19 protein-coding genes are annotated in these 26,477 nt (G+C 65.0%); 4 read left to right on the top strand and 15 right to left on the bottom strand.

Annotation, left to right across the window (positions count from 1 at the left end; translation table 11 throughout):
* Positions 1-55 precede the first annotated feature (55 nt).
* From tssM to CFB35_RS02010, 3 genes are read left to right on the top strand one after another with little or no spacing between them, the layout of a single operon-like run.
* Positions 56-4,000, top strand: a complete 3,945-nt coding sequence (gene tssM / locus CFB35_RS02020) for a type VI secretion system membrane subunit TssM (protein WP_059577145.1) — start codon at positions 56-58, stop codon at positions 3,998-4,000.
* The gene (gene tagF / locus CFB35_RS02015) at positions 3,997-4,986 is read left to right on the top strand and encodes a type VI secretion system-associated protein TagF (protein ID WP_059577148.1); all 990 of its coding nucleotides are present in this window, start codon (positions 3,997-3,999) and stop codon (positions 4,984-4,986) included. Before tssM ends, tagF begins: the two co-directional genes overlap by 4 nt.
* 4 nt (positions 4,987-4,990) lie before the next feature.
* The gene (locus CFB35_RS02010; protein ID WP_089464506.1) at positions 4,991-5,941 is read left to right on the top strand and encodes an OmpA family protein; all 951 of its coding nucleotides are present in this window, start codon (positions 4,991-4,993) and stop codon (positions 5,939-5,941) included.
* Between the two features lie 98 nt (positions 5,942-6,039).
* Here the strand turns inward: CFB35_RS02010 and CFB35_RS02005 are convergent, their stop codons facing one another.
* The 15 genes from CFB35_RS02005 to CFB35_RS01935 all read right to left on the bottom strand — a co-directional run bounded on the left by CFB35_RS02005 (position 6,040) and on the right by CFB35_RS01935 (position 25,486).
* Positions 6,040-8,322: a DUF2235 domain-containing protein gene (locus CFB35_RS02005; RefSeq protein ID WP_059577154.1), complete on the bottom strand. Its 2,283-nt coding sequence runs from the start codon at positions 8,320-8,322 to the stop codon at positions 6,040-6,042.
* Positions 8,315-9,151: a DUF3304 domain-containing protein gene (locus tag CFB35_RS02000; RefSeq protein WP_059577157.1), complete on the bottom strand. Its 837-nt coding sequence runs from the start codon at positions 9,149-9,151 to the stop codon at positions 8,315-8,317. The genes CFB35_RS02005 and CFB35_RS02000 overlap by 8 nt, the downstream gene beginning before the upstream one ends.
* 213 nt (positions 9,152-9,364) lie before the next feature.
* Complete coding sequence (locus CFB35_RS01995) at positions 9,365-10,162, bottom strand: DUF3304 domain-containing protein (RefSeq protein ID WP_059577160.1); 798 nt, start codon at positions 10,160-10,162, stop codon at positions 9,365-9,367.
* A gap of 159 nt (positions 10,163-10,321) precedes the next feature.
* Positions 10,322-11,119: a hypothetical protein gene (locus CFB35_RS01990; RefSeq protein WP_167351602.1), complete on the bottom strand. Its 798-nt coding sequence runs from the start codon at positions 11,117-11,119 to the stop codon at positions 10,322-10,324.
* A gap of 19 nt (positions 11,120-11,138) precedes the next feature.
* The gene (locus CFB35_RS01985) at positions 11,139-12,179 is read right to left on the bottom strand and encodes a DUF4123 domain-containing protein (protein WP_059577166.1); all 1,041 of its coding nucleotides are present in this window, start codon (positions 12,177-12,179) and stop codon (positions 11,139-11,141) included.
* Positions 12,179-14,740 carry a type VI secretion system Vgr family protein gene (locus CFB35_RS01980; RefSeq protein WP_089464505.1) on the bottom strand — a complete coding sequence of 854 codons (2,562 nt, stop codon included), beginning with the start codon at positions 14,738-14,740 and terminating at the stop codon, positions 12,179-12,181. Before CFB35_RS01980 ends, CFB35_RS01985 begins: the two co-directional genes overlap by 1 nt.
* Positions 14,741-14,807: 67 nt before the next feature.
* Positions 14,808-15,929, bottom strand: coding sequence for a type VI secretion system protein TssA (tssA, locus tag CFB35_RS01975; RefSeq protein ID WP_059577172.1), 1,122 nt, complete (start codon positions 15,927-15,929; stop codon positions 14,808-14,810).
* A gap of 42 nt (positions 15,930-15,971) precedes the next feature.
* The gene (tssH, locus tag CFB35_RS01970) at positions 15,972-18,641 is read right to left on the bottom strand and encodes a type VI secretion system ATPase TssH (protein WP_089464504.1); all 2,670 of its coding nucleotides are present in this window, start codon (positions 18,639-18,641) and stop codon (positions 15,972-15,974) included.
* Between the two features lie 44 nt (positions 18,642-18,685).
* Complete coding sequence (tssG, locus tag CFB35_RS01965; protein WP_089464503.1) at positions 18,686-19,786, bottom strand: type VI secretion system baseplate subunit TssG; 1,101 nt, start codon at positions 19,784-19,786, stop codon at positions 18,686-18,688.
* Entirely contained in the window at positions 19,750-21,585 is a 1,836-nt protein-coding gene (gene tssF, locus CFB35_RS01960) for a type VI secretion system baseplate subunit TssF (RefSeq protein WP_089464502.1), read from the bottom strand. The genes tssG and tssF overlap by 37 nt, the downstream gene beginning before the upstream one ends.
* A 76-nt stretch (positions 21,586-21,661) precedes the next feature.
* Positions 21,662-22,147 carry a type VI secretion system baseplate subunit TssE gene (tssE, locus tag CFB35_RS01955; protein ID WP_034183677.1) on the bottom strand — a complete coding sequence of 162 codons (486 nt, stop codon included), beginning with the start codon at positions 22,145-22,147 and terminating at the stop codon, positions 21,662-21,664.
* A gap of 61 nt (positions 22,148-22,208) precedes the next feature.
* Entirely contained in the window at positions 22,209-22,712 is a 504-nt protein-coding gene (locus tag CFB35_RS01950; protein WP_059449787.1) for a type VI secretion system tube protein Hcp, read from the bottom strand.
* A gap of 70 nt (positions 22,713-22,782) precedes the next feature.
* The gene (gene tssC, locus CFB35_RS01945) at positions 22,783-24,273 is read right to left on the bottom strand and encodes a type VI secretion system contractile sheath large subunit (protein WP_006484397.1); all 1,491 of its coding nucleotides are present in this window, start codon (positions 24,271-24,273) and stop codon (positions 22,783-22,785) included.
* Between the two features lie 15 nt (positions 24,274-24,288).
* Positions 24,289-24,804 carry a type VI secretion system contractile sheath small subunit gene (gene tssB / locus CFB35_RS01940; protein WP_027783377.1) on the bottom strand — a complete coding sequence of 172 codons (516 nt, stop codon included), beginning with the start codon at positions 24,802-24,804 and terminating at the stop codon, positions 24,289-24,291.
* Between the two features lie 46 nt (positions 24,805-24,850).
* Positions 24,851-25,486 (bottom strand): M48 family metallopeptidase, encoded by a 636-nt coding sequence (locus CFB35_RS01935; RefSeq protein WP_059577181.1) that lies wholly within the window; start codon positions 25,484-25,486, stop codon positions 24,851-24,853.
* 373 nt (positions 25,487-25,859) lie between these two features.
* Here CFB35_RS01935 and tssJ point away from each other — a divergent pair, with 373 nt between their 5' ends.
* Positions 25,860-26,471 (top strand): type VI secretion system lipoprotein TssJ, encoded by a 612-nt coding sequence (gene tssJ / locus CFB35_RS01930; protein ID WP_059577183.1) that lies wholly within the window; start codon positions 25,860-25,862, stop codon positions 26,469-26,471.
* Positions 26,472-26,477: the final 6 nt, after the last annotated feature.

Here is a 26,477-nt window from a genome sequence, read left to right as displayed (position 1 = left end):
GCCGCTCGACGCGCCTGCGTCGCCTCACCGAATCGCACCGGAACCTGAACGTCCTATGCAACGCATCCTCAACGTGCTGACTCATCCGCGTACGCTCTCGATCGTCGGGATCGTCGCGCTAGCGGCCATCCTGTTCATCGTCGCCGACATGCTGCAGTTGCCGCTCCTGTGGGCGGCGATCGCGTTCGCGGCGGTTCTCGCGCTGTGGCTCGCCGTCGCGCTGTGGCGCCGCTGGCGCGTGAAGCGCGCGAACCAGCAGCTGGGCCAGGTGCTGGAAGAGCAGGCGGAAACCGGCAAGATCGCCGCGCCGGCCGCCGCCGCGCTCGCGCCGGACGCGAAGACGGCCGACCTCGACGTGCTGCGCACGCGCCTGTCGGATGCGGTGAAGACGATCAAGACGTCGAAGATCGGCCAGGTGTCGGGCGGCTCCGCGCTGTACGAACTGCCGTGGTACATCGTGATCGGCAACCCGGCCGCCGGCAAGAGCAGCGCCGTGCTCAATTCCGGCCTGCAATTCCCGTTCGCGGACAAGAACAGCGCCGTGATCCACGGCATCGGCGGCACGCGCAACTGCGACTGGTTCTTCACGACCGAAGGGATCCTGCTCGACACGGCCGGCCGCTATTCGGTGCACGAGGAAGACCGCAGCGAGTGGCTCGGCTTCCTCGGACTGCTCAAGCGCTACCGCCCGAAGGCGCCGATCAACGGCATCATCGTCACGGCCAGCATCGCCGAGCTCACCGGCAACCGCCCCGAATTCGCGATCAACCTCGCGAAGAATCTCCGCCAGCGCGTTCAGGAGCTGACGGAAAAACTGGAAGTGTTCGCGCCGGTCTACGTGATGTTCACGAAGGCCGACCTGATCACCGGCTTCACCGAATTCTTCAGCAGCAGCGACAAGCACGAGTATGACCGCGTGTGGGGCGCCACCCTGCCCTACGAGCCCGACGACAAGCGCGACGTCGTCGCGCAGTTCGACACGCACTTCGAGGAACTCTACGAAGGGCTGAAGGAAATCAGCGTCGCGCAGCTGTCGCTGTCGCGCGGCAACCAGCTGTCGCCGGGCCAGTTGAGCTTCCCGCTCGAATTCTCGACGATCAAGCCGTCGCTGCGCGCGTTCCTCGCGACGCTGTTCGAGAACAACCCGTTCCAGTACAAGCCGATCTTCCGCGGCTTCTACTTCACCAGCGCGCTGCAGGAAGGCGAAACCAACAGCGCGGCCGCGCAGCGCATCGCGCACCGCTTCGGCCTCGACGCGAGCGCGCTGCCGAAACCGCACAGCGCGTTCTCGAAGAACGGCTTCTTCCTGCGCGACCTGTTCTCGAAGGTGATCTTCGCCGACCGCCAGACGGTGCGCCAGTTCGCGAGCCCGACCAAGACGCGGCTGCGCTACGCGACCTTCTTCGGCTTCGTCGCGGCGCTCGCGCTCGCGCTGGGCGGCTGGACCTGGTCGACGATCGGCAACCAGCAGCTCGTCGCGAACGTGCAGGCCGACCTCGACAACGTCACGCGCCTGCAGCAGGGCCGCAACGACCTGCAGTCGCGCCTGCAGGCGATGGACATCCTCGAGGACCGGATCGAGCAGCTCGAACAGTTCCGCCGCGACAAGCCGCTGTCGGTGTCGCTCGGCCTGTACCAGGGCGACCGTCTGGAACAGCATCTGCTGACCGAGTACTACGGCGGCGTGCGCCAGATCCTGCTGGCCCCCGTGTCGCAGAACCTCGCGTCGTTCATGAAGGACGTGAACGCGCACCCCGAGCAGCTGGTGCCGATGACGCGCCCGCCCGAATCGGGCGCCGTGCAGGGCGGTACGATGCCGGTCTCGACGAATGCGGCAGGTGCCGCGCCGCAGGCGGGCGCCGCGCTGGCCGCGTCCGGCACCGCGCCGGCCGCCACCCCGCAACAGGCGGCCGCGCCGCAGGGCGGCCTCTACAGCGACGCGTCGCCGACCAACGTGCAGGACGCGTACAACGCGCTCAAGACGTACCTGATGCTGTCCGACAAGCGCCACGTCGAACAGGCACACCTGACCGACCAGCTCGCCCGCTTCTGGCGCGGCTGGCTCGAGACGAATCGCGGCAACATGCCCCGCGACGAGATGATCCGGAGCGCCGAGCGCATGATCTCGTTCTACCTGTCGCGCGTGAACGACAACGACTGGCCGATGATCGACGCGAACCTCGCGCTCGTCGACCAGACCCGCGAGAACCTGCGCCGCGTCGTGCGCGGCATGCCGGCCCGCCAGCGCGTGTACGAGGAAATCAAGGCGCGCGCGTCGACCCGCTTCGCGCCGATGACCATCGCGCGCATCGTCGGCGACGGCAACCAGGGGCTCGTGGCAGGCAGCTACGCGATTCCGGGCACGTTCACGCGCGAAGCGTGGTTCGACTACGTGCAGCCGGCGATCCGCGATGCGGCGACCAAGGAACTGCAGGCGAAGGACTGGGTGCTCAACACGTCGACGCAGGACGACCTGACGCTCGAGGGCAGCCCCGAACAGATCCAGAAGACGCTCGTCGGCATGTACAAGACCGAGTACGCGCAGCACTGGCAGAAGTTCATGCAGGGCATCGCGGTCCAGGGCTTCACCAGCTTCGGCCAGGCCGTCGACGGGATGAACCGCCTGGGCGACCCGCAGGATTCGCCGATCCGCAAGATCCTCGAGACCGCGTACGACCAGACGTCGTGGGACAACCCGTCGCTCGCGAACGTCGCGATCAAGAAGGCGCAGACGGGCGTCGTGAACTGGGTCAAGCAACTGTTCACGCGCTCGCAGGCCGGCCAGATGGCGGCGGCCAACATCGACATCAACGGCAATCCGGCCGAGGTGCCGATGGGCCCGATCGGCCAGGAGTTCGTCGGGCTCGCGCGGATCGTCGCGACGCATGACGGCACGTCGATGCTGAAGGGCTACATGGAGTCGCTGTCGAAGGTCCGCACGCGCTTCAACGTGATCAAGAACCAGGGTGACCCGGGGCCGGGCGCGCGTCAGCTGATGCAGCAGACGCTCGACGGCAGCGGTTCGGAACTCGCCGATTCGCTGAAGCTCGTCGACGAGCAGATGCTGACGGGCCTGACCGATTCGCAACGCAAGTCGCTGCGCCCGCTGCTGGTGCGGCCGCTGATGCAGGCGTTCGCGGTGGTGATCCAGCCGGCCAGCGCCGAAGTCAACAAGGTGTGGAACGCACAGGTCTACCAGCCGTTCCAGAACTCGCTCGCGACCAAGTACCCGTTCGCGGCGAACGCGAAGGTCGAGGCCGGCGCCGGCGAGATCGCGCAGGTGTTCGGCCCGGACGGCTCGATCGCGAAGTTCGTCGGCACGACGCTCGGGCCGCTCGCGGTGCGCCGCGGCGACACGCTCGCCGCCCGCACGTGGGGCGACATGGGCATCGGGCTCACGCCGGACTTCACGAACGGCTTCGCACGCTGGGTCGCGCCGCTCGCGGGCGGCGCCGCCGGCAGCGCGGCCGCGTCGTCCGAGCCGCAGACCGTGTTCCAGATCCTGCCGCAGCCGAGCACGGGCACGACGGAATACACGATCGCGATCGACGGCCAGCAACTGCGCTACCGCAACACGCCGCCGCAGTGGACCAACTTCGTGTGGCCGAACCCGCAGGGCTCGCCGGGCGCGACGCTGTCCGCGACGACCTTCGACGGCCGCACGGTGCAGCTCGTCAACGAGCCGGGCCGCTACGGTCTCGAGAAGCTGATCAACTCGGCGCAGCGCAAGCGCCGTCCGGACGGCACGTTCGACCTGACGTGGGCGCAGGGCAGCGTGAACGTGTCGGTGACGATGCGCATCATCAGCACGTCGCAGCCGTCGGCCGGCGGCGGCGACCAGCCGCAGCAGCAGAGCCTGCGCGGCCTGCAGCTGCCGTCGTCGGTCGCCGACGCGAGCGCGGGCGCCGCGCAGAACGCGACGCAAGCCGGCACCGGCACGCCGGGCGCCGCGCCGGCCGTCGCGGCCGCCAACGCAACGAATGCACAGAGGGCGCAATGACGCAAACCGTACAGGCGCAAATCGCCTACTTCGGCAAGATTCCGTCGCGCGGCGACTTCGTGAAGAGCGCGCACAATCCGCAGTTGCTGCAGACGCTCGATCGCTGGATCGCGCAGGCGCTGGAGCTGCTCGCGGAAGATCCGCGCTGGAAGATCGTCTACGAGGACGCGAAGCCGATGCATTTCGCGTTCCTCGGCTCGCGCAGCAAGCTCGCGATCGCGGGCCACATGGTCGCGAGCCACGACGTGTCGATGCGCCGCTTCCCGTTCCTCGGCGCCACCGCGCTGGAGGTCGACCGGCCGCTCGCGTTCCTCGCGCGCAGCCCGCTCGCGTTCGCGCGGCTGTGGTCGCGCGTCGCCGCGCAGATCCCGCCGCTGCTCGGCAAGGACGAGCCGCCCGGCGCGCTGCAGGCGCTCGGCGACACGCAGGTGCCGATCGACATCGGCGGGCCCGGCACGTCGCATGACGGCACCTTCAACGATTTCGTCGAACACCAGTCGCTGTACGGCCTGCAGCAGATGCTGCTCGAAAGCGGTCACCCGGTGCGGCTGCGCGGCGCGATGCTCGCGCTCGGCTCGCTGCTGCGGCCGGTGATGCAGAGCGGCTCGTCGCACATCGAACGCGGCCTCACGCTGCCGCTGCCGGTCGATCCGTTCTACCGCAGCCTCGTCGCCGCGTTCTGGCTCGAGCTGATCGCGCCGTTCGTCGCGCAGGCCGACTTCGAGCTCGCGATCTTCATCGGCACGATCGCCGAACGCGAACGGCTGATCATCGGCTTCAACGGCGCGTCGGCGAAGACGCTGCTGAGCGTCGTCGACCCGCAGACCTACGCCGCCCACAACATCGACATCGACGATCCCGAGTGGATCGACGCCCATGCGCAAAACGATCACCAGATCAGCAAGCTCGTCAGCTACCTCGACCAACCGCAACTCTCGCTGCGCGTCGCCATCGACGCGTTCCGGGAAGCGTTCATCGGAGGCTGACGGCATGCATCGCACGATTCAGGCCCGGCGCGCGCGTCTTTCAGCCGCCGTCTCGCCCGCCCTCGCCGCACTGTTCGCCGCCGGCCTCGTCGCGAGCGGCGCGGCCTTCGCGCAGAACACCGGCGCGACCGTCACGCCGGTCGGCAACGGCACGGTCGCGACGACCGCGCTGCCGCAGGCCAATCCGAACGCCGGCGGCGCGTCCGGCACGGTGGTGCACGGCACCGCCGCCACGATCGCGCCGCCGCCCGCGAACGCGACGCCCGGCCAGGTGGTGGTGGGCGGCAAGGTGCCCGACGAGGCGACCAAGGCGGCCGTGCTGCAGAAGCTGCGCGACACCTACGGCGCGACGAACGTCGTCGACCAGATCGAGGTGGGCGACGTCGCGACGCCGCCGAACTGGAGCGCGAACGTGCAGAAGCTGCTCGGCGCGCAGCTCAAGCAGATCAGCAAGGGCCAGTTGAAGATCAACGGCACGCAGATCGAGATGAAGGGCGAGGTGCACAACGAGGCGCAGCGCCAGCAACTCGCGAGCGACATGGCGAACACGCTGAACCCCACGTACACGATCAAGAACGGGCTGCGCGTGTCGGCGTCCGAACAGGGCGTGCTCGACCAGACGCTCGCGAACCGGACGATCGAGTTCGAGACCGGCAGCGCGACGCTGACGCCGCAGGGCAAGCTGATCCTCGACCAGATGGCGGCCGCGCTCGCGAAGATGCAGAACCGCACGGTCGACATCATCGGCCACACCGACAACTCGGGGAACCGGACGTCGAACATCGCGCTGAGCCAGGCACGCGCGGATGCGGTGAAGGGTTATCTGATCACGAAGAGCATTCCGCCGCAGCAGATGACGACGACGGGGGTGGGCCCGGATCAGCCGATCGCGCCGAACGATACGGCGGATGGCCGGGCAAGGAATCGGCGGATCGAGTTCCGGGTGGGGCAGTAACAGCGGATCGGCCGGCCGCTCCGTTGCGAAGCGGCGCGGCACACGACGGGCGGTGGCAGGCATGTCACCGCCCGTTTTGCATGAGCGGCGGCCGATTGTCAGTGAACGGGAGGCGTCGCGCCCCCCTTATAGCTTTTCGCCCATTCCTGGCTCTGCTTGGCAGCTTGGTCGATGCGTGCGGCGACGCGATCGTCTTTCTTGCGCTGGGCCGCCTCCTTGGCAAGATCGGACGAGCCGAACTCGTCTTTGTCCCGTGTCCGGAAGTACAGCGACGGAGCGAGCACATGGTCTTGCCAGCTCGTCAGCAACGTGTCGTGAACGAGCATGTCGAACAGCGCCATCACGTCCGGCGGCAACGGATGCTTGCCCTCGATCCCTTCTTTCCAGGCCGATACGAGTTCCATCTGCGGTTCAGGCAGCATGGCTGCTTCGACGGCCTCCGCGCTTGCCTTGTTGTTCGAATCCCATGAATCGGGCATGTTGCGGAGTTGCTCCGCGGATTTCTTCAGGCCTTCCTGGTAGGACGCTCTGCGTAGCATCTTTTCCGACTCCTTGTGAAGGCGCTCCCACACAGTCGTGTAATCCTTCGGCGCTTCCGCGATCAACTTCTCGTAGCGCTTCTGTGCCGCATCGCTGGCCGCCTTCATCCCCCGTAACGTCGCCTGATCGGCCGGACTGCGACTGGCCAGCATGCTCATGTTGATGCCCTGCCGCTGCAGTTCCCAATCGAGCTGGGACTTCGTCGTCTTGCGCTGCAGGTCGGCGTCGGCCATGTTGCGCTTCCAGTCGGCGACCGGGTCGGACATCGTTCGCTGGAACGCGGGGTCCTGGTAGCGGACTGCGATCCAGCGCAGGAAGATTTTCGAATGTGCGACGAGGTCGAGGCCGGCTCTATAGGGAACGAGTGCCGTGTACGCATTGACGAGTTGCCGGATGCGGTATTGCTTGCCATTTCCGATAATGGGTTTGGCAATCGAAAACTTGTCGAAGGTCTTCCGCTTATGGAGGTACATGTCCTCCATCGTATCCATGGCCGCCCCTGCCTTCAACGCTTGCAGCAACATGTCTTGCAGCGGCACCCTCATCAGTTCCGCATTCACGCCAAGCGAACCGGTTGGCGCGCCCCCCACGACGTCGCAACTCGTTCCAGGGTAGAGGAACTGGGCCCCCCGAGTCTTTTCAAGACTATCAAGGCGCTGGTAAAAGCGCATTTCGTGGGCGGCCGCGAAGTGGACGCAATGCTGCACGCTTGGGGGGATGGAAAGCTTGCGATCCTTGTAACTGGTTTTGATCAGGCCCAAATACGGCACCATGCCGATCAGTTCACCGGCCTCTTCCGACATGATCGAAGAAACAGCGTCAAGCAGGCCGACGAACTTGATCTGGATCGGAACGCCGTCGATTGCAAGATCAGTATCGTTTCTTCGCTTGTACTTCTCCGCCAGATCGTTGACGAAAGCCCGGGCCAATACACAGCCTCGATCCGCGCCGAACACCGACACCTCGATGACGCGAATCTTCTGCATCTTGCCTTTCACTTCATGGTAAGCCGCCTCGAACTGGTCTTTCGCCGCGATCAGTCGAGTATCGACACCCGTTCCGAAGGCCTCGGCCATCACGGCGTTGTCTCGAGCAATTGGCACATTCTCCATCACCAGCCCAACGAAAAGACCACGTGCAACCGCCCACGCCGTCTTCATCGGATTACCCCTGATGTTGGTCTTGACGTCGTTCTTGGTATTGCGCCACAGCAACCTGCCAGTCGCCTTGGTTCGCTCCCAAATCCGCTCAGGCGATGCATTCAGCACGTTCGTGATGCGCCGGGCCTGAGCGGGAATGCGCTCGATATCCCGTCGTAAGTCCTCGAATGCCTTCTCGACCGGCCGAAGTGAAAAATCCCCCGCAAGGATCTGCTTCGTCACATTGTCGACGCGCTTTTTCATATCCGCCTGTTTGATCGGCGCATTGACGCGCGCGAACGACTCGCCGACGGATATTGCAGCACTCGCGGCCTTTTTGGCACCTGCCACGATGGCAGCCTTCCCCATGTTCTTGAGCGCGTCGGAATTGCTGTCGTCGTTCAACGGCGTACCCAGCCCCGAGTAGTAGTAGCGATACCAGAACTGATTCGCGGGCCGCCTCTCGTCCTTCATTTCACGATGCGCTTCCCAGAGTCGCGCGATGTTCGAATACTGAGAACTTGAGGCATCATCGATGTCGCGATTGCGACCAAAGGCATCGAAGAAAAATCCAATGCGGATCGTCGCCCCGCACGGCATGCAATCAGCCTTCGGATACGCGTCCGCATTCTGACGAGCAAGCGCAACATACACCGACGCCGGCGTCGCGTCGTCCGGGTCGAGCTTGATTCTCTCAGCCATGCTGTTTCTCCTCTACGCGCGGCGGCGGCAACAGACCGGTGGGAATGGCGGGTACCGCCACTGCTTCGAATTTATTGCGTTTCAGCTCGGACAGAACACCGTTCGGCAGTGATTGCATCGACTTCGCGAACGCGCCGGGCTTGCCGCTGGCCGCTTTCAGGATCTGCTGTACGGCCGGATGAGCGTCGAACCTGTTATTAACGAGCAGAACGAAATACGCGTATTGTTCGAGATCGTCGAGGTCGTTGAGCCGGTATTTGAGCCAGGCCGCAGCGACAATGCGCGCGATGCGACGATATTGCTGGTCCTCACGCTCATCGTAGCGTCTGTTCAGTTGCGTCTGGTAATGACTCGATATCCAGCGAGACACGTCAATCATCGGAATGCGTGAGTCGTCCGCTGGTGCAGCGGGAAACTGAAGCTCGACGTGACGATCCGGATAAAAATGAACCGCGACAATTCGAGTCCCGACTTTCTCGGGCACCTTTGATGGTGGCAACGTAACCTTTGCTTCGGCATGAAACGTCTGCTCGTCACCTTTATGCCACTGATCAACGTCGTAATAGTCCCACTTGACCGTAAACTCGGTCCCCTTGAGCTGATAGCAGCAGGTCACGCCACCGCCACCGCCCGGCATACTGTCGCCACCGCCACTCGCCTTATTGCCGTATGCGTCGACGATCGTGAATTTATCCAGGTTATAGGGCAGGTAGTTCTGGGCCATGACCGAAATCCCGCTGTAGGTCGGCTCCGACTTCCCACATGCGGTCACGGTCACCACGAGCAGGCACCCTGCCACAACACGACTTACCAGACCCGACAATCTCATTGCTCTACTCATTGATGTTTCCCTTCTGAATCGCGGCCGGTACACCAGTGCAAACATCGGCCAACCGCAATCATCCGAATGCCTTCGGCGACATGCCCACCGAGTGCGCCGCGCCTATTTTCCTCATCGCGCATCCCGCTGCCGAAGCTGTCCACGTTTCCTCAATCCCGCTCGTGTGCACCGCAAATCGCATCCGACACGTACCCGATACGATCACCCGTGCAGCGCATCCTCTGCACGCGGCGGCGGCAGCAAGGACAACACGGGCTTCGGCAGCGATTGCATTGATTTCGCGAACATTCCCGGCTTACCGGCTGCCGTTTGCAGGATGCGCTGAACCTCAGGATGTGCATCGAACCGGCTATTCACGAGCAACGCGTAATACGTATACTGCTCAAGATCATCCCGATCGGTCAGACGGTATTTCAGCCACGCACCGGCAACAACGCAAGCGATGCGCCGATGCGACTGCCCGTCCGTATCGTCGAATTTCTTGTCCAGTTGCTCCTGATAGTGCGTCGCCATCCATCGCGAAACGTCCACAACCGGAATGCGTGATTCATCCAGAAGCTCGCCGGGGAACTGAAACTCGACGTGACGATCCGGATAGAAATGAACTTCGAGAATACGGCTGCCGACTTTATCGGGAACGGCCGACTTCGGCATCACGATCTTGGTCTCGACTTGCTGCGCGTGCGAGTCGTCCATCGTCCATCGATCTGCGTCGTAGTACTTCCATTTGACCGTGAATTCGGTGCCCTTGAGCGTGTAGCAGCACGCGACGCTGCCCCCTCCCGCGCCGGGCGGGTCGTCTCCACCGCCGCTTGCCTTGTTGCCGTAAGCATCGGTGATGGTGAAGCCGTTCATGTTGTACGGCAGATAGTTCCGACCCATGACCGAAATCCCGCTGTAGATCGGCTCGGATTTACCACAGGCTGTCACCGCTGCGAACAATAGGCAAGTCGCCAGAACACGGCCCGTCATGCGCGCCAGCTTCGTTGCTCTATGCATCGATGTTTCCCTTGTGAATGACACTTCGTGCGCCGTTCCATGGCGAGCAAGCGCCTGTTGTGCATCTGCGACTGATCGCCTTCGCGCACAACTCAACTGCAGTCCGGCGTGCGATGCGCGGTAGGTGCCTACCCTTAATCCCGAGCGAGCGCACCCGACTCAGCCATGCAGCACCTCTGGCACACGCGGCGGCGGTAACAATCCGTCCGGAACGACCGGAACAGCCACTGGCGCGAAGCTATCGCTTACCAGCGCTGACCACACCCCCTTCGGCAATGACCGCATCGATTTCGCGAACATCCCCGGCTTGCCGGCAGCAGTCTGCAGTACGTGCTGGACCGCCGGATGCGAATCGAACCGGCTGTTCACAAGCAAGTCGTAGTAAGCGTACTGCTTGAGATCATCGAGATCCGTGAGTCGGTATTTCAACCATGCCATCGCTACGACACGAACGATGCGTCGAAACTGCTGATCTTCGCGTTCGTCGTACCTCCGGTTCAATTCGTTCTGGTAGCGGCTGGACATCCAGCGCGACACATCGATCATCGGAATGCGCGACGTGCCCACCAGCGCACCGGGAAATTGCAGCTCGACGTGACGATCCGGGTAAAAGTGCACCTCGATAATTCGATCGCCGATCTTTTCCGGAACCCGAGTCGGCAACATCGCAACCGTTGCCTCGGCGTGCAGGGTTTCCTCGTTACCTTTGTGCCACTGGTCGACGTCGACATAACTCCATTTGACGACGAATTCTGTGCCTTCGAGTTTGTAGCAACAGGTCACCCCGCCCCCGCCGCCCGGCAGGCTGTTTCCCCCAAGTGCCTTATTTCCATACGCATCAGTGATCGAGAATCCGTCGAGGTTGTACGGCAGATAGTTGTGGGCAATAACCGAGACTCCGCTATACACCGGCTCCGACTTGCCGCACGCGCTCAAGCACCAAACGACTGCCAGCATACCCGCCACGAGCCCGAACCTACGCCACGTCACTACGCGCCTCCAGCAATCCCCGCTCGTGCGCATCGCGAATCGCGTCCCACGTCGCATCGTCGATCGAGGCCAGTGCCGCATCCACGCTCGTTTCTCCGCGCGAAGCGGCCTCGAGACACGACTTCACGACCGGATGCTCGTCGAACCGCGGCGCAACCAGCACGCCCGACATCACGTAGCACTGCAACCCCGCTTCTTCGGCAATCCCGTGCGCGGCAGCGCGATCGAGTTGCTCGGCTACTCGATCATGCAGTTCCGCATCGGACATGTGATCAACCATCGCCCCCATCGTCTCGCGGAACTTCAGCACGAGCTTGTCCGGATACCCGAGCTCGATCAGTCGCGCATGCTGCTGCTCGTCGAGACCCGGCGCATCACCGACCGGTACCGCACCTTCATTCGCGTGCATGTCATTGCGCCACACGACTTCGCTCAGCCGCCTGTCGCGATACCGGATCTCGCCGAACGGCGCGACGAACCGCTGCGCCTGCGTATCGCGCCACACCTGTCGAAGTCGCCCCAGTACATGGTTGTCGAAAAAGAAGAGGTAGTACGCGCGGCCGTTGGGCAGCCTGTACTGCACGTACTGGCGCAAATGCTGATCGAGCGCATCGAACGACCACGTCGACCACAGCCACGTCACCGCATGCAGGTCGACCGCCTCCAACCACAGCTGGCGCAGCAGCCGATACTGCTCGGCGTTCTCGTCGTTGATCGCGTCGCGATCGAACGCGATCAGGTACGGCGCGATATCCGTATAAGCATCGAGCCCGGTATCCGTCCAAAGCGACGCATAGCGCAGGCGGGGCACTGCCGCGAGCTGCACATCCAACTCCTGATAACCGCGCGTATCGACGAGTACGTAAAGCCGCATCGAATTCCCAGCGTCGTCCGTACGCGCGACCGAAGCCTTCAGCGTCTCGAGAAACGCCGGCCACTCCAGCTCGCGTGGATTCGGTTCCGCGTCAGCCGCTTCGCTCGCGCCGACCGAGTCGTTCCGGTCGCCCGTATCGTTGACTTCGTCCATCAATCCGCCTCGACCATCGACTCACGACCGCTGTGCGCGTTCAGCACGCATTGCTTGCACGTGCCGCCCGGCATCGCGGGCAACGGATACTGCATGCTCGTCGGTCCGCTGAACTGGTGCTGCGCCCCCTTGAAATCGACTTTCCCTGGCGCGTGAAGCTCGATTTTGCCGCCCTTGATCCGGATGTAAGCGCCACCCGACGTCAGCAATATCTCCCGCTTCGCAGCCACGTCGACAGCCTCTGTCGCCGCCATCACCTTCACGGTCTTCTGCGCCGTGAGTTCGACGTTGTCCATGTGCGCCTGGACTTCGACCTTGCCCTTCCCGGCGAGCAGCTTCATCCCGGCATTCTGCGCGAACAGGCTGATGCGATCCCGGATGCCGGCGATCAGCGATTTCCCGCTGGTGATGAACGTGCTCTGCCCACTGACGATATTGGTCTGCCGGTCGCTGGCCACATGCACCGACTGCTGCGACGCCACCCCGATCCCCGCCGGGCTCGCGAACAGCATCACCGGCTCCTTGAACGCATTCGCGTTGCCCGTCCCGCCGCCTGCGGTCCTGCCGCCGCCGGTCGTCGCGCCCGCCACGCTGTTCTGTGTCGCGTCAGTAAATTGCTTCAGCGCGTCGTGCCCCGCGCCGAGACTCTCCGCCTGATGCATTTCGCTGACCTGCGACATCGACTCGATCAATCCTTCCGCATTGGCAAGCTGCTGCTTCGCTTCACTCACGTCCAGCGGCTGACTGTTCGCCCGCTTCGGATGCGTCGTCACGTACAGGCCTTGCCCGGCACGCATCGCACCGTACGCATCCGTGCGCAGATCGAAACCGGAGCCAAGATACGCACCGCGCGTATTCCCGTTTTGCTCGATCAGATAGCCGAGATGAAGCAGCGAATTCCCGCTGCTGCTGAACAGGCGCGCGCGGTTCTGCCCGGTCGCGTCGTCGAGCACCATCTCGTTGTGCCCCGATCCCGCATATTCCTTCGACCGGAAGCCCGACAGGATCCCGTCGCTATGCCATTGCGGCTTGGCAACACCGTTGTAGACACGATGCATGACGATCGGCCGGTCGCAGTCGCCACCGATATAGCCGATCAGCACTTCCTCGCCGACGCGTGGAATATGCACACCGCCGTAACCGCCACCGGTATCCGACTGCACGACGCGCATCCAGCACGATGCCGTCTCTCGGCCTTCGCTCTGCCGGTCCCACACGAACATGACCTTGATCCGGTTCAGTTCATCCGTATAGACCTCTTCGCCCTTCGGGCCCACGACGATCGCCGTCTCGAGTTGCATCTCGGGCTTCCGATGCTCGAACGGGCTCCGATACGGCACGCTCGCGCGCTGCGCCTCGACCTCGACGAGATAGAAACCGGCCGAGCCGTCGTCATGCCCGACCTCGAACGCCGCCACTTCCCCGCGACCAGCCTTCACCTGGGCCAGCTCGGCCTGCAAGCTATGAGGGAAGCTCGCTTCGTGATCCGAGACCGGCAGATTGTTCTCGATGTAACGCGTGACGCCGATGGCCGCGAACTCGCGGTCGCTCGCCGCATCGCGGTCGTGCTCCGGATGATCGACGAGGGTGAAACGCCGGCCGGCGTCAATCGAACGCACGCCGCCCACGCCGAAGAAACGCTTCGCACGTGATTCCCATTCCTCGAGGCGAATCTTCGACAAGTGTTCGCCGCGGTCCTGGCCCGAATACGTGTACGCGCCGGTGTATTCGTAGATTTCCGCCTGACCCGGCAGGTCGCCCTGATCAGCCTTCGTCGGCAGCGACGTGCCGTTCGGATTGCCCGCCGCCGACGGCGATTTGTAGTCGAACGTGCGCGTCGTGTGCAACGTGCTTTGCAACGTCCGCGACGCGGTCCATTGCGTGAAACCGGCAGTCTCGGTGCCGCTGCCAGAACGATCGAACCTGACGGTATTCGGCGACAGCGCGTCGACCGTATGCAAATCGTCGGTGATGACGAACGTATGCGCCTTCCCGTCTTCACTGTGCCGCCAGAAGCCAAACAGCCCTTCGTCCTCCATCAGCCGATGCACGAAGTTCCAGTCGGTTTCGCTCTGGCGGCAGTACGAACGGGACGGCAACGGTTTCGACAACGCGAACTGGTATCGCCCCCTGGCCTGCGGATGCATGTCGAACACGTCGGCGAGAATCGCGTCGACCGGCTGGTCCTGCCAGTACCGCATGTCGCTGCGGAACTTGAGGAAGTGCATCCACGACGCGAAGCTCAGCTGGTAACTCGACAGGCTGCCGTCGGCGCCGAGCCGCCGCGCCGTGTGGATATAACCGTTGATCGGCAGATACGACTTGTCCGCCCGCTGGATCCACAGCGTGATCGGCTGCGCGATCAGCGTCTTGAGCTCGACGTCGCTCGCGGTGGACACCAAATCGAGCGTTACGCTGAAATCACGGCCGAGTTTCGAACGGGTTACGGCCCGGCGCGGCACGAGCGCATTGTTCGGCAGCGACGGGATGTCCGTCTTCAGCAGCCGATCCTGCTGGATCAGGCCACCACGAATCGCCTGTGCCAGTTCGGTCACGTTCATGCGTCACCCTTCTTCTCGTTCATCACGAGCCCGCCGGGCCCGCGCTCTCAGGTCAAACAACGGTCCTTCACGACTGCTCGTCGGGCCGCACCCCCAGCAGCTCACGAATATGCGACAGCGAGCCGTCGTCCTTCACGACGCTCTCGAGCCACTTGTGCAGCGGCATGTCGGCCCATTCGGCCGCCTTGTCGGCGAGATACGCGACCGGGCTGTGCGGCTCGGTCTGGCGGAAATAGCGCGCCACCGCGCGCAACTGGTCGACGGCCTGCGCGCGGTTCTGGATGCCGGCGATCGTCTGCGTCACCGGAGGACGCGAAGCGGTCTGCTGCTGCACGTGAGTCTCCTCGGTCTGGATCGGCTGGCCGAACACCGGCTCGATGCGTTCGGGCTGCGCCTGCGGCGCCGCCTGCGTGTGCGGCGCGCTGCCCGTATAACCCTGTTCGCGCGCGAAGCGCTCGGCGAGCCGGTACACGGTCTCGAACGCATCGCGCGCCTGCCGGAAGCTCGGCGCCGAATCGCCCGCACGCTCGACGAGCCGCTCCTCGAATGCATCGAGCGCGAATTCGAACGCCTTCAGGTTCGCCAGCAGCGCCGTGTAGAACGCGATCGACGTCACGCGCCGCGACGCATCGATCTGCTCGATCGACGGTTTGCCGCGCGCGATGTCGTCCGCGTGTTCGGGGTCGCGCCTGATCGCCTGCGCGACGTGCTGCGCGACTTCCCAGTCGAGCGTGCTGAACGCGTTCGACGCGCCGTCCGTCAGCGGCACCGCGCGCAGCAGCTCGGCCGTGCGGCCGGACAGCCACGCGACGTTGCCGAGCCGGTGCTCGATGTCGTCGTCCTCGGGCAGCGGGTGGAAGGTGTCCCAGAAGTCGCGGCACAGGCCCTCGAGCAGCGCATAGCCTTCGGTGAGGCCCGTGATGCCGTCCTCGAGCGCGAGCGCCTCGGTCAGCCATACGGCGAGCCGCAGGTCCTTCGTGCGCGTGCGCAGCAGTTCGCCCGCATGGTCGACGACGAAGCCCCAGTCGGCCTCCTTGATCTCGGTCACCCATTCGCCCTGGTCGAGCGTCGGGTCGTCGTAGCGCCGCGCGTCCTGGATCGCGTCGAATTCGTTCGAAAACAGCAGGTCGTCGCCGCTGGGCGACGCATCGCTGATCGGCGTCAGCAGCTCGGGGAGATTGATCGGCATGGTTCGGTCAGTTCATCAATGCTTGACTGGGCGCGGCCGCGCTCATTCGACGGTGTACGCGAATTCGCCGGCCTCGTCCGCGCGCACCGCGATGCGCGCGATGGCCGCGCCGTCGGCGATCCGGCCGAGCACGTGGCCCGCGATCTCCGGCAGCAGCGTGCCGTTCAGGATGTGGTCGACGTTGCGGGCGCCCGAATCGACCTCGGTGCAGCGCGCGAGCACCGCGTCGACGAGCGACTCGTCCCATTCGAACGCGGCCTTGTGGTTCGCGTCGATCCGGCGCCGGATGCGTTCGAGCTTCAGCTCGATGATCTCGGCCAGCACGTCGTCGGAGATCGGATAGTACGGCACGACCTTCATCCGGCCGAGGAACGCCGGCTTGAAGGTCTTGTACAGCTGCGGACGGAGCGTCTCGGCGAGCGCGTCCGGATCGGGCAGCTCCTCGGCCGGCTTGTTCAGGCACGCCTGCATCACCGCGGCCGAGCCGACGTTCGACGTCAGGATGATCAGCGTGTTGCGGAAGTCGATCTCGCGCCCTTCCGCGTCGTCCATCGTGCCCTTGTCGAACACCTGGAAGAACATCTCGAGCACGTCGGGGTGCGCCTTCTCGACCTCGTCGAGCAGCACGACGGAATACGGGTTGCGGCGCACGGCCTCGGTCAGCACGCCGCCCTCGCCGTAACCGACGTAGCCCGGCGGCGAGCCCTTCAGGCCCGACACGCTGTGCGCTTCCTGGTACTCGCTCATGTTGATCGTGACCATCTTGCGCTCGCCGCCGTACAGGATGTCTGCCAGCGCCAGCGCCGTCTCGGTCTTGCCGACGCCCGACGGCCCGACGAACATGAACACGCCGCGCGGCTTGTTCGGATCCTCGAGGTTCGCGGTCGCGGTGCGCACGCGCTGCGCGATCGCCTCCAATGCATGGTCCTGCCCGATCACGCGCGCGGCGAGCAGCGGCTGCAGGTTCAGCACGGTGTCGATCTCGTCCTTCACCATCCGGCCGAGCGGGATGCCCGTCCACGCGGCGACGATCTCGGCGACGACATGGCCGTCCACCTGCAGCGGCACCATCGGCTCGCCGCCCTGCAGCGCGTGCAGCGCGGCGACGCGTTCGGCCAGCTTCTCGCGCGTGGCGTGCACATCGACCGGTTCGCCGTCTTCCGACGGGCCGCGCGCCTTGTCGAGCGTGTCGCGCAGCTCGGTGATCTCGGCGACGATCACGCGCTCGGCTTCGTAGCGTTCTTCATCCTTCGCCAGTTGTTCGAGGGCCGCGTCGCGCGCGGCGCGCAACTCGCCGAGCCGCTCGTCGTGCGCCGCGCCGCCCGCCGCCTCGCGCGCCAGCGACGCGATTTCCGCATCGATGCGCTCGATGCGCTTCTTCGTGTCGTCGATCGCGGCCGGCGTCGCGCTGTGCGCGAGCGCGACCTTCGCGCATGCGGTGTCGAGCACGCTGATCGCCTTGTCCGGCAATTGGCGGCCGCTGATGTAGCGGTGCGACAGGCGCACGGCCTCGGTGATCGCATCGTCGAGGATCCGCACGTTGAAATGCTTCTCCATCAGGCCCGACATCCCGCGCAGCATCGCGGCCGCGAGCGGCTCGCTCGGCTCCTCGACCTTCACCACCTGGAATCGCCGCGCGAGCGCCGCATCCTTCTCGAAGTACTTCTTGTATTCGCTCCACGTCGTCGCGGCGATCGTGCGCAGCTCGCCGCGCGCGAGCGCCGGTTTCAGCAGGTTCGCCGCATCGTTCTGGCCGGCCTGGCCGCCCGCGCCGATGATCGTGTGCGCCTCGTCGATGAACAGGATGATCGGGTGCGCGCTCTTCTTCACCTCGTCGATCACGCTCTTCAGCCGGTTCTCGAACTCGCCCTTCACGCTCGCGCCGGCCTGCAGCAGCCCCATGTCGAGCACGTGCAGCGCGACGCCGCGCAACGGCGGCGGCACGTCGTCGGCCGCGATGCGCAGCGCGAGCCCTTCGACGACCGCCGTTTTGCCGACGCCAGCCTCGCCGGTCATGATCGGGTTGTTCTGGCGGCGGCGCATCAGGATGTCGATCGCCTGGCGGATCTCCGCTTCGCGGCCGATCACCGGATCGATCTTGCCGTCGCGCGCGCGCTGCGTGAGGTTGGTCGTGTACGTGTCGAGCGCGGGCGTCTTCGACGGGCCGGCCGCGGGCGCCATGCCGTCGGCGGCCGGCGCGACGTCGCTGCCGTCGTCGTCCGCCTGGCGCGGCTCGGCTTCGCTCGAGCCGGCCATGATTTCGTCGAACTTGTGCTTCAGGTCCGTCACGTTCATTTCCGCGAACCGCGACGACATCCGTTGCGCGAACTGCGCGAGATCTGGCGCGGTCAGCAGCGCGAGCAACAGGTGCCCCGAGCGGATGCGGCCGAGCTGCGAATCGAGCGACGCGATCAGCCATGCCTGCTCGAACAGCGCGATCAGATGGACGGAGAACACCGGCGTGCGCGTGTTGCCCGTCTTCAGGCGCGTGAGTTCGCGTTCGAGATCGGCGTGCAGCGCGTGCGGATCGACGCGGCTCGCGCGCAGCGCGAGCGGCAGATCGCCCGTCGCCTCGTCGAGCAGCGCGAGGAACAGGTGCTCCAGATCGACCTCGTAGTGGCCGCGTGCCAGGCACGCGCTCGCCGCGCGCTCGGTCGCGTGCCGGCACAGCGGGTTCAGTTTCGTGATCAGGGTCTTCAGAGGCGTGCTCATGGCGTCGGTCTCAGGTTCGTTTGCGTGTTTGTTGTCGTTCGGGATCAGTGAATCACGTGCAGTTCGTAGCGGGCATCGGACCGGTCCTCGGCCGCGTCGCGCGTGCAGAGGAACGCGTCCCAGCCGAGCCGCGAGCCCGCGCCGAGCACGCTCGCGCCGACTTCCGTGCGTTTCAGCACGAGCTTCACCTCGTACTCGAGCGTGACGCCGGCGAGCAGCGTCAGCATTCGCTCGAGCGCGACGGCGTGCGCGCCGCCGGGCAGGAACGCCTCGTAGTCGCGCTTGGACAGCGGGCCGACGACGATCCGCGCGCGCATGTCGCGCTGCCACACGCGCTCGCCGACGAGCGCCGTCGCGCCGAGCACCGCGTTGACTTCGCCGAGCACGCTCAGCTGATCGGGCGGCACGTCGTACCACTTGCCGACGAACTGGTCGATCTTCACCGGCACGCGGAAGTAGTCGGACAGCGTGCGCTGCAGATAGGCGGCCGACATCGGCCGGTGCCGCGCGGCGAGCGCGTAGCCGGCCACGGCCTCGTCGAGCACGCCGCCCGGGCCGGCCGCGAGGCTGTCGCGCACCTCGTCGCTCGGCACGCCCGCGATCGCGAGCAACAGCGGCAGATAGCGCTCGTCGCGGTCGAGTTCGTAATGGAACGGCAGCCGGTATTTCTTCCACGCCGCGTAGAACAGCGCGGCCGCGCGGTTCGAGAACACGTCGAAGAACGCGCGCGCCGCGTGGTCGCGCCGCAGATGCTCGCGCGCGACGATCTGCTCGGTGTAGTGCAGCGGCAGCGCGCCCTGCCCGCCGAGCAGCCCGAAGAACGCGGGCGTCAGCTCGACGCGGCCGAGCTCGCCGGCGGCCAGCGCGGCGCCGCGCTGCTCGCCCGAGTTCAGCGGCGCGCCGCCGTCGTCGAACGAGCGCGCGCCTTCGATCTCGCTCGGCGGGAAGCCGAGCGACAGCGTGTTGCGGAATTCGATGCGCTGCGCGACCACGTCGCCCTGCCGCCACGCGCCGGGGGCATCCGACGCCTGCCGCGCGAACAGCCCTTCGAGCACGCGCACCGCCTGGAAGAACTCGAAGCGGTGCGGCTCGTCGAGCAGCGCGTCGACTACGCCAGGATCGATTCGCCGGTTCGGGGCTTGCATCGGATGATCTCCTCGCCGGTGCGCTTCGACACGACGACCAATTGAACGAAACTGTTGAGGTGGACGTACAGCCCGAAGAAGCTGTCGAGCACTCGCACGAACGACGCGAGGCTCGCGCCGACGAAGTGCTCCTCGTCGATCGTCAGCCGGATCTCGATGCCGCGCACGAAGGTCGTGAACGGCTTGCCGGGCAGCCACTGCACCGCGCCGCGCTGTTCGACGCCGGCCAGGCCGTCGATCTGGCGCATCGACACGGCCGTGCGCCGCAGGTCGTACAGCGTCAGCATTTCCTTCAGCGGCGCGAGGCCGTGCGCGACGAGCGACACGTGGTTGAGCGCGAGATGCGACACGAGCCGCCAGTGCGCGGCGCGGCCGCGCTCGAAGCGCACGCTCTGCGTCGGCCGGCGCAGCAGCGAGATGCCGCTCGTCTGCGCGCCGCCCTCCTGGAACAGATCGCCGCCTTCGAGGCCGAACGCGAGCATCGAAGGCAGGTCGCGGTTCGTGCAGGTGAGGTCGAGGCTCAGCGTGTCGGTCTGCGGCGACGTCGGCTCGAAGTCGATGTCGACGATCGAGATCTCGGTTTCGTAGCCGGGGCTCTTCTGCGCGACCCAGTCGTTGCGGCGCGCGAACCAGTAGTGGCCGATCCGCGCCGATTCGCCGTGATGCAGCGAATAGAACGGCCGGAACTCGATCACCGATTCCTCGTGCGCCTGCTGCCGGACGAGCTTCACCGAGTCGATCGAATACACCTCGTACGCGAACGCGCGCCGCGCCTCGGCGATCACCGGATACGACACCGCGCGGTGCGTGATGCGGATCGGCTCGCCATGCTGGCGGAACAGGTTGACGATCGGCGTGCAGAACAGCCGGAAATGGCTCGCCGTCAGCAGCTCGAGCAGGCGCGCGACGTGCGAATCGCCGCGCACGTCCTGCAGCACGAGATGCAGCGTCGCGCGCTGGCAGCGGCCCGACGCGCGCGCGATCGCCGCGAGGTCGAAATCGACGAAATCGAACTTGTCGGGGAATGCGAAGTACTCGGTGAGCAGGCGGTACGCGGGATGCGACTTCGCCGGATAGTCGATCAGCGCGTCGTCCTCGGCGAAGCCGGCCTGCGCGATCGGCAGTTTGCGCAGCGCGGTCCAGCGGCCGTTGCGTTCGGGCTCGACATACGCACCGAGCACGTTGATGAACAGGCAGTCGGTCAGCGCGGCGACGAACGACTGCTCGCCGTGCAGGTGCGCGCGCAGCGTCGGCAGCTTCAGCGCACCGAGATCGAGCTGCGCGGCGAGCGATTCGAACGTGATCGAGATCACGCCCGTCGCATTCGACGGCAGCACCGTCGCGCTCGGCGCGAGCGCGACCGGGGTATAGCGCGCCTCCGAGATGCGGATCGGCGCAAGCGTCACGTCGTAGGCGGTGCGGAACCGACATTGCACGCCGCGAATCGGGCGGCTCTTCAGCTCGGTGCCGCGATCGATCACGACCGGTTCGGTCTGCTGGCCGGGCGAAGCCGGCGTGAACTGCGCGATCGAGCACGACGGAAACGGCCGCAGGTAGTGCGGATACAGCACTTCCAGCAGCGCTTCGGTGAATTCCGGGTAGTCGTCGTCGAGCTTCTTGTTGATGCGCGCGCCGAGCAGCGCGAACGACTCGATCATCCGCTCGACGTGCGGATCCTCGCAATGCTCGCCGGACAGCGCGAGGCGCGCGGCGATCTTCGGATAGCGTTCGGCGAAATCTCGCGAATAGCGCCGCAAAAACGATAATTCGCGTTCGTAATACGGCAGCAATTCTTCCATCGACGACCCCGAACCTCAATATTTCCTGCCGGACCTGATTCACCACCGGGCGGTCCGGCCCGCTCGGCGGCTTGATTTACTGCATGCGTGCCGCGCGTGCGCGCGTGACCGAATACTGCAGCGTCGACGGTTGCAGCATCGCGTCGAAATTCACCGGCTCCTCGGCCGGGTGCACCACGAGCAACGCCTGGATCGCGAAATAGAGCGCGTTGGTGGCCTGCTCGTTCAGCTCGAACGTCACCTGCACCTGCTGCAGGCGCGGCTCGTGGCGCGCGATCGCCTGCTGGATCGACTTGCAGATGAACGCGCGATCGTAGTGGCTCGCGAGGCTCAGCCCCGCGAAATCGTTCAGCCCGTAGGTCAGCACCGATTTCTGGCATTCCGGCAGCGCGGCCAGCTCGTTCTCGGTGTGCGCGATACGGGTGTTGAGGATCGCCTCGACGTCGCGGGCGACCGTGGTCTTGAGCTCGTCCAGCGACAATTGCCGCATCGCGGCCGAGGCCGGCAGATGCGGTTCGTCGTCGAACAGCTTGTCGAGAAAACTGGGTTCGAATCGTTTCATCGGCCGGTGTTGACAGCGAAAACGGCAACGGGACGCGAGCGCCCCGTTGCCGCAACCGACCTTAGACCGCGTAGGTCTTGTCGTTCTTCGTCAGGCTCCAGGCGCCCTGCGTGTTGCCGCCCTGGTTGCCGCCGATCTTCTGCTGGGTTTGCTTCCACTGCACGGCTGCGTACTTCAGCGAGAACGTCTCGATCGGCAGACCTTCCTCGCGAACGCTCGGGGCGATGCTCGAGATGATCACGTACTTGAGCTTGACTTCCAGATACTGCACGCGCTTGCCTTCACCGTCCGCGCGCGAGAAATGGACCGTCACTTCGTCGAACGTGGTACCGCCCGAAGCGTGCTGGTACAGCAGCGGGCTCGACGAATCGATTTCCTTCGTGAAGATCATGTCGCCGTGCTCGCAACGCGTCATCGTGTGACCGCCAGCGGTCGATGCGGTTGCCGAACGCGGCTGAACGATCGAGTGATCCCACGATTTCAGTTCGATCCAGCCCTGATGGTCCTTGTCCGCGGACTCGCCCTTCACCGCGGGACTACCAAACTGCAAGTGCATATGTAACATGGCCCTTCGACTCCCCAAAGAGGTGGTTTTAACGTCCTACCCAGGCGGCCCGCCCGGGCGATTTACTCGCTTATGAATTTGCCGGTTTGGGCAGATCAGCGACAAGTCGCAGAGAAATCGAGAGTTCGTCGAGCTGAAAGTGCGGGCGCAGGAACGCGACCGAACGATACGAGCCCGGCTTGCCCGGAATCTCCGACACTTGTATGGATGCCTCGCGCAGCGGAAATTGCGCTTTCTGTTCCTGCGAGGCGTTGTCGTCGAGCAGGACGTACTGCGAAATCCACCGGTTGAGGAAAGTCTCCACGTTCTGCGCCGATGCGAAGCTGCCGATCTTGTCCCGCATCATCGCCTTCAGGTAATGCGCGACGCGCGATACCGAGAAGATGTACTGAAGCTGGGCGGACAGGACGGCGTTCGCATTCGCGCTGTCGGTGCTGTACTTTTTCGGCTTTTGCACCGACTGCGCGGCGAAGAACGCGGCGTAATCTGAGTTCTTGCAATGGACGAGCGGGATGAAGCCGAGGTCGCTCAGCTCCTTCTCGCGGCGATCGGTGATCGCGATTTCTGTCGGGCACTTCAGCGCGACTTCACCGTCGTCGGTCTTGAACGTGTGGGTCGGCAGATCCTCGACGAGGCCGCCGCCTTCGACGCCGCGGATCGCCGCGCACCAGCCGAAGTCGTCGAACGCGGCCGTCAGGCGGGCCGCGAAGGCCCATGCCGCGTTGCACCACAGGTACTTGTCGTGATCGGTGCCGTCGACGTCCTCGACGAAGTTGAAATTCTCCGCGGTCTGGCCGTCCTTCGGATTGAACGGCAGCCGGCCGAGAAAGCGCGGCAGCGTCAGGCCGACGTAGCGCGAATCCTCGGCGTCGCGGAACGACTTCCACTTCGCGTACTCGACCGTGTCGAACACCTTGCCGAGGTCGCGCGGCTTGCCGAGATCGGAGAACGACTCCAGGCCGAGCAGCTCCGGCGACGCCGACGCGATGAACGGCGCATGCGCGGCCGCCGCGACGTGCGACATCTGCTCGATGAAGTACATGTCTTCCGGCTGGCGCGAGATCTCGTAATCGCCGATCAGCGCACCGAACGGCGAGCCGCCGAACGTGCCGAATTCCTCTTCGTAGACCTTCTTGAACAGCGCGCTCTGGTCGAACTCGCTCGCGCCCTTGAAGTCGCGCACGAGGTCGCGCTTCGGCGCGTGCAGCGCCTTGATCTTGATCGTCTGGCCCGTGTTGCTTTCCTTGACCAGATAGTCCAGCCCGCGCCACGTGCTTTCGAGGCGCTGGAATTCCGGCGCGTGCATCACGGCGGAAAGCTGCGTGGAAATCAGGCGGTCGAGTTCCGCGACGCGCGCGTCGATCGTGGCCGACAGGTTGTCCGACACGATCACCGTGCCGTCGAGCACCTGGTGCACGAGTTCGCCGATCAGGTCCTTCGCACGCGCATGCTCGGAATCGGATTTCGCGACCTTGCTCTTCTCGACGATGTCGTCGAGCAGCGAAGTCCCGGCGGCGTATTCCGCGCCGCTCGCTTGGGCCGCAGCCGTTTGCTGGTTCATCTCAACACTCCGTCGTCATTCGCCGTCTTTGTCGCTGCCGGTGCCCTTCGCGAGCTCCTGCAGCTGCTGCGTGTTCTTCAGCACCTCGGACAGCAGATCCTCGAGCTTGTCGTTGCCGGCGAGCTTGTTGCGCAGGTCGGCGAGCTTCGAGCGCGCCTCGAGCAGGCGGCGCAGCGGCTCGACCTGTTCGACGACTTCGTCCGGGCTGAAATCCGACAGCGAGCGGAACTTCAGGTCGACCGCGAACTTGCCGCCTTCCGGGCTCAGGCGGTTTTCCACCTGGAACGCGGCGCGCGGCTCGATCGCCTTCATCACGTCGTCGAAATTGTCGCGGTCGATATTGACGAACTTGCGGTCGCGCAGCTTCGGCTGCTCGATTTCGGACTGGCCCGCCAGATCGCCGACGACCCCGACGACGAACGGCAGTTCCTTCACCTCGATCGCATCGCCCTTCTCGACCTCGTAGGTCAGCTGGACGCGCGGCGGCCGTATTTTCTGCAAGCTTTTCTGAATGCTTTCTTTCTTGGCCATCTCGACGGCTCCCAGGTTAGTTGTGGTTATCGCGTCAGTTGCGGTTTCAGTTGCGCAGTGCGCCGAACGGATCCGCGCTGCCCTTTTGCGCCGCGGGGGGCGTCGGAGTCGGGGCGGCGCTCGCGGCCGTGTCCGCGGCCGGTGCGGCTCCGGCCTTCGCACGATGCACCGTACGGCGGCCGCTGTACTTCCTCGTCTGCGCCCGCTGCTCCGGCGGGAACAGCGCCGACTCGCCGAGCGTGTCGCGCAGCTGCTTCGCGAGCGCCTGCGCGTCGGACTTCGCGTCGCCCGCGAGCGACGCATCCTGACGCAGCTCGCCGAGCGACTGCGTGGCGATCCGCAGGCCGGCGACGGCCAGCACGCTCTTCGCCTGGCGATCGGTCGCGTCGCGCTGCAGCGCTTCCTGCGCGGCGACGATCGCCTGGCCGTAATGGTTTTGCGCGAACTGGATTTGGGCGATGCGCGACCACGGCTCCTCGCGCGTCGGATCCGACTTCGCGAGCTGCTGGTACAGGCCGAGCGCCTTGTCCTGGTCCCCCGCCTTCGCGACGGCGTCCGCATCGGCCAGCGACTTGTTGAACACTTCCGCAGTCGGCGGCGCGGGAGGCTGGCTCGCACAGCCGGCGATCACGCCGCAAGCCACCACTACCCCAGACAGTTTTGCGAACAGACGGTCTTTCATCGTTATATCCACCGGCGCGTGAGTTTTAAATCGTTGAGAATCTGGTTCTTTTGCTTTGCAAGAAGCGCGCGGGTATAGTACCGATCAATTTTTCATAATTCAATCGTCGTGTGAAGAGTAATTCCTTTTAAAACCGGGCGCTACCCCCTCGAATGACCGCTCGCGGCGGGCTCGCGGCGGTTTTTCGTCGGGCCGGGAAGCGCAAGTTTTACTGGTCGCACGGCGCGCCGCCCCAGCGGCGGAAAAAATTTCCGAGCGCTCGCCTTGACGCGAGCGTGCTTAATAGTTGAACGGTGCAGTGTCGGGGACCCGCAGCGAACGTGGTAATACCCGGCAGTTTTGACAGGGATAAAGGCGGCACGCCGGAAACACGATGAGATCGTCCATGATTCGCTACGCGCTGCCGCTGGTCGCCTGCGCCCTTCTGGCCGGATGCGCGGCCGCCCCGCTGCTCGGCTCGGCCGCGAGCGCCGTGATGTCCGCGGCCGGCATCGGCAAGCCCGAGGTGCCCGATGCGCAGAAGCCGCCGCGCAACATCGGGCTGACGCTGGCCGCCGCGCCGAACCTGAACGCCGCGACCGACAACAAGCCGCTCGCGCTCGTCGTCCGGCTCTATGCGCTGAAAGACCCGACCTCGTTCCAGCAAGCGCCGTTCGACGCATTTACCGATCCGACCAAGGAAAAAGCCGCACTCGGCGCCGACCTGCTGAACGTGCGCGAAATCACGCTGATTCCGGGCCAGCGCTATACGGCGACCGAGAAGGTGTCGCGCGAAGCGCAGGCATTCGGTATCGTCGCGCTGTTCCGCGATCCCGCGCTGCAACGATGGAAACTGACGTTCGATCCGGCGAAGTCGGAGAAATCCGGCATAATCATCGGCCTGCATAACTGCGCGATGACGGTCACCGGCGGCACGGTCATCGCACCGCAACAGGGTGCGCCTTCGCAGCCGCTGAATATGCTGTCTTCGGTGTCCTGCGGTTAAACATGA

Origin of the sequence: Burkholderia sp. AU16482 (assembly GCF_002223285.1) — a bacterium.
GTDB classification, from domain to species: Bacteria; Pseudomonadota; Gammaproteobacteria; order Burkholderiales; family Burkholderiaceae; genus Burkholderia; species Burkholderia semiarida.
This window is presented reverse-complemented; position numbering and strand designations above follow the sequence as displayed.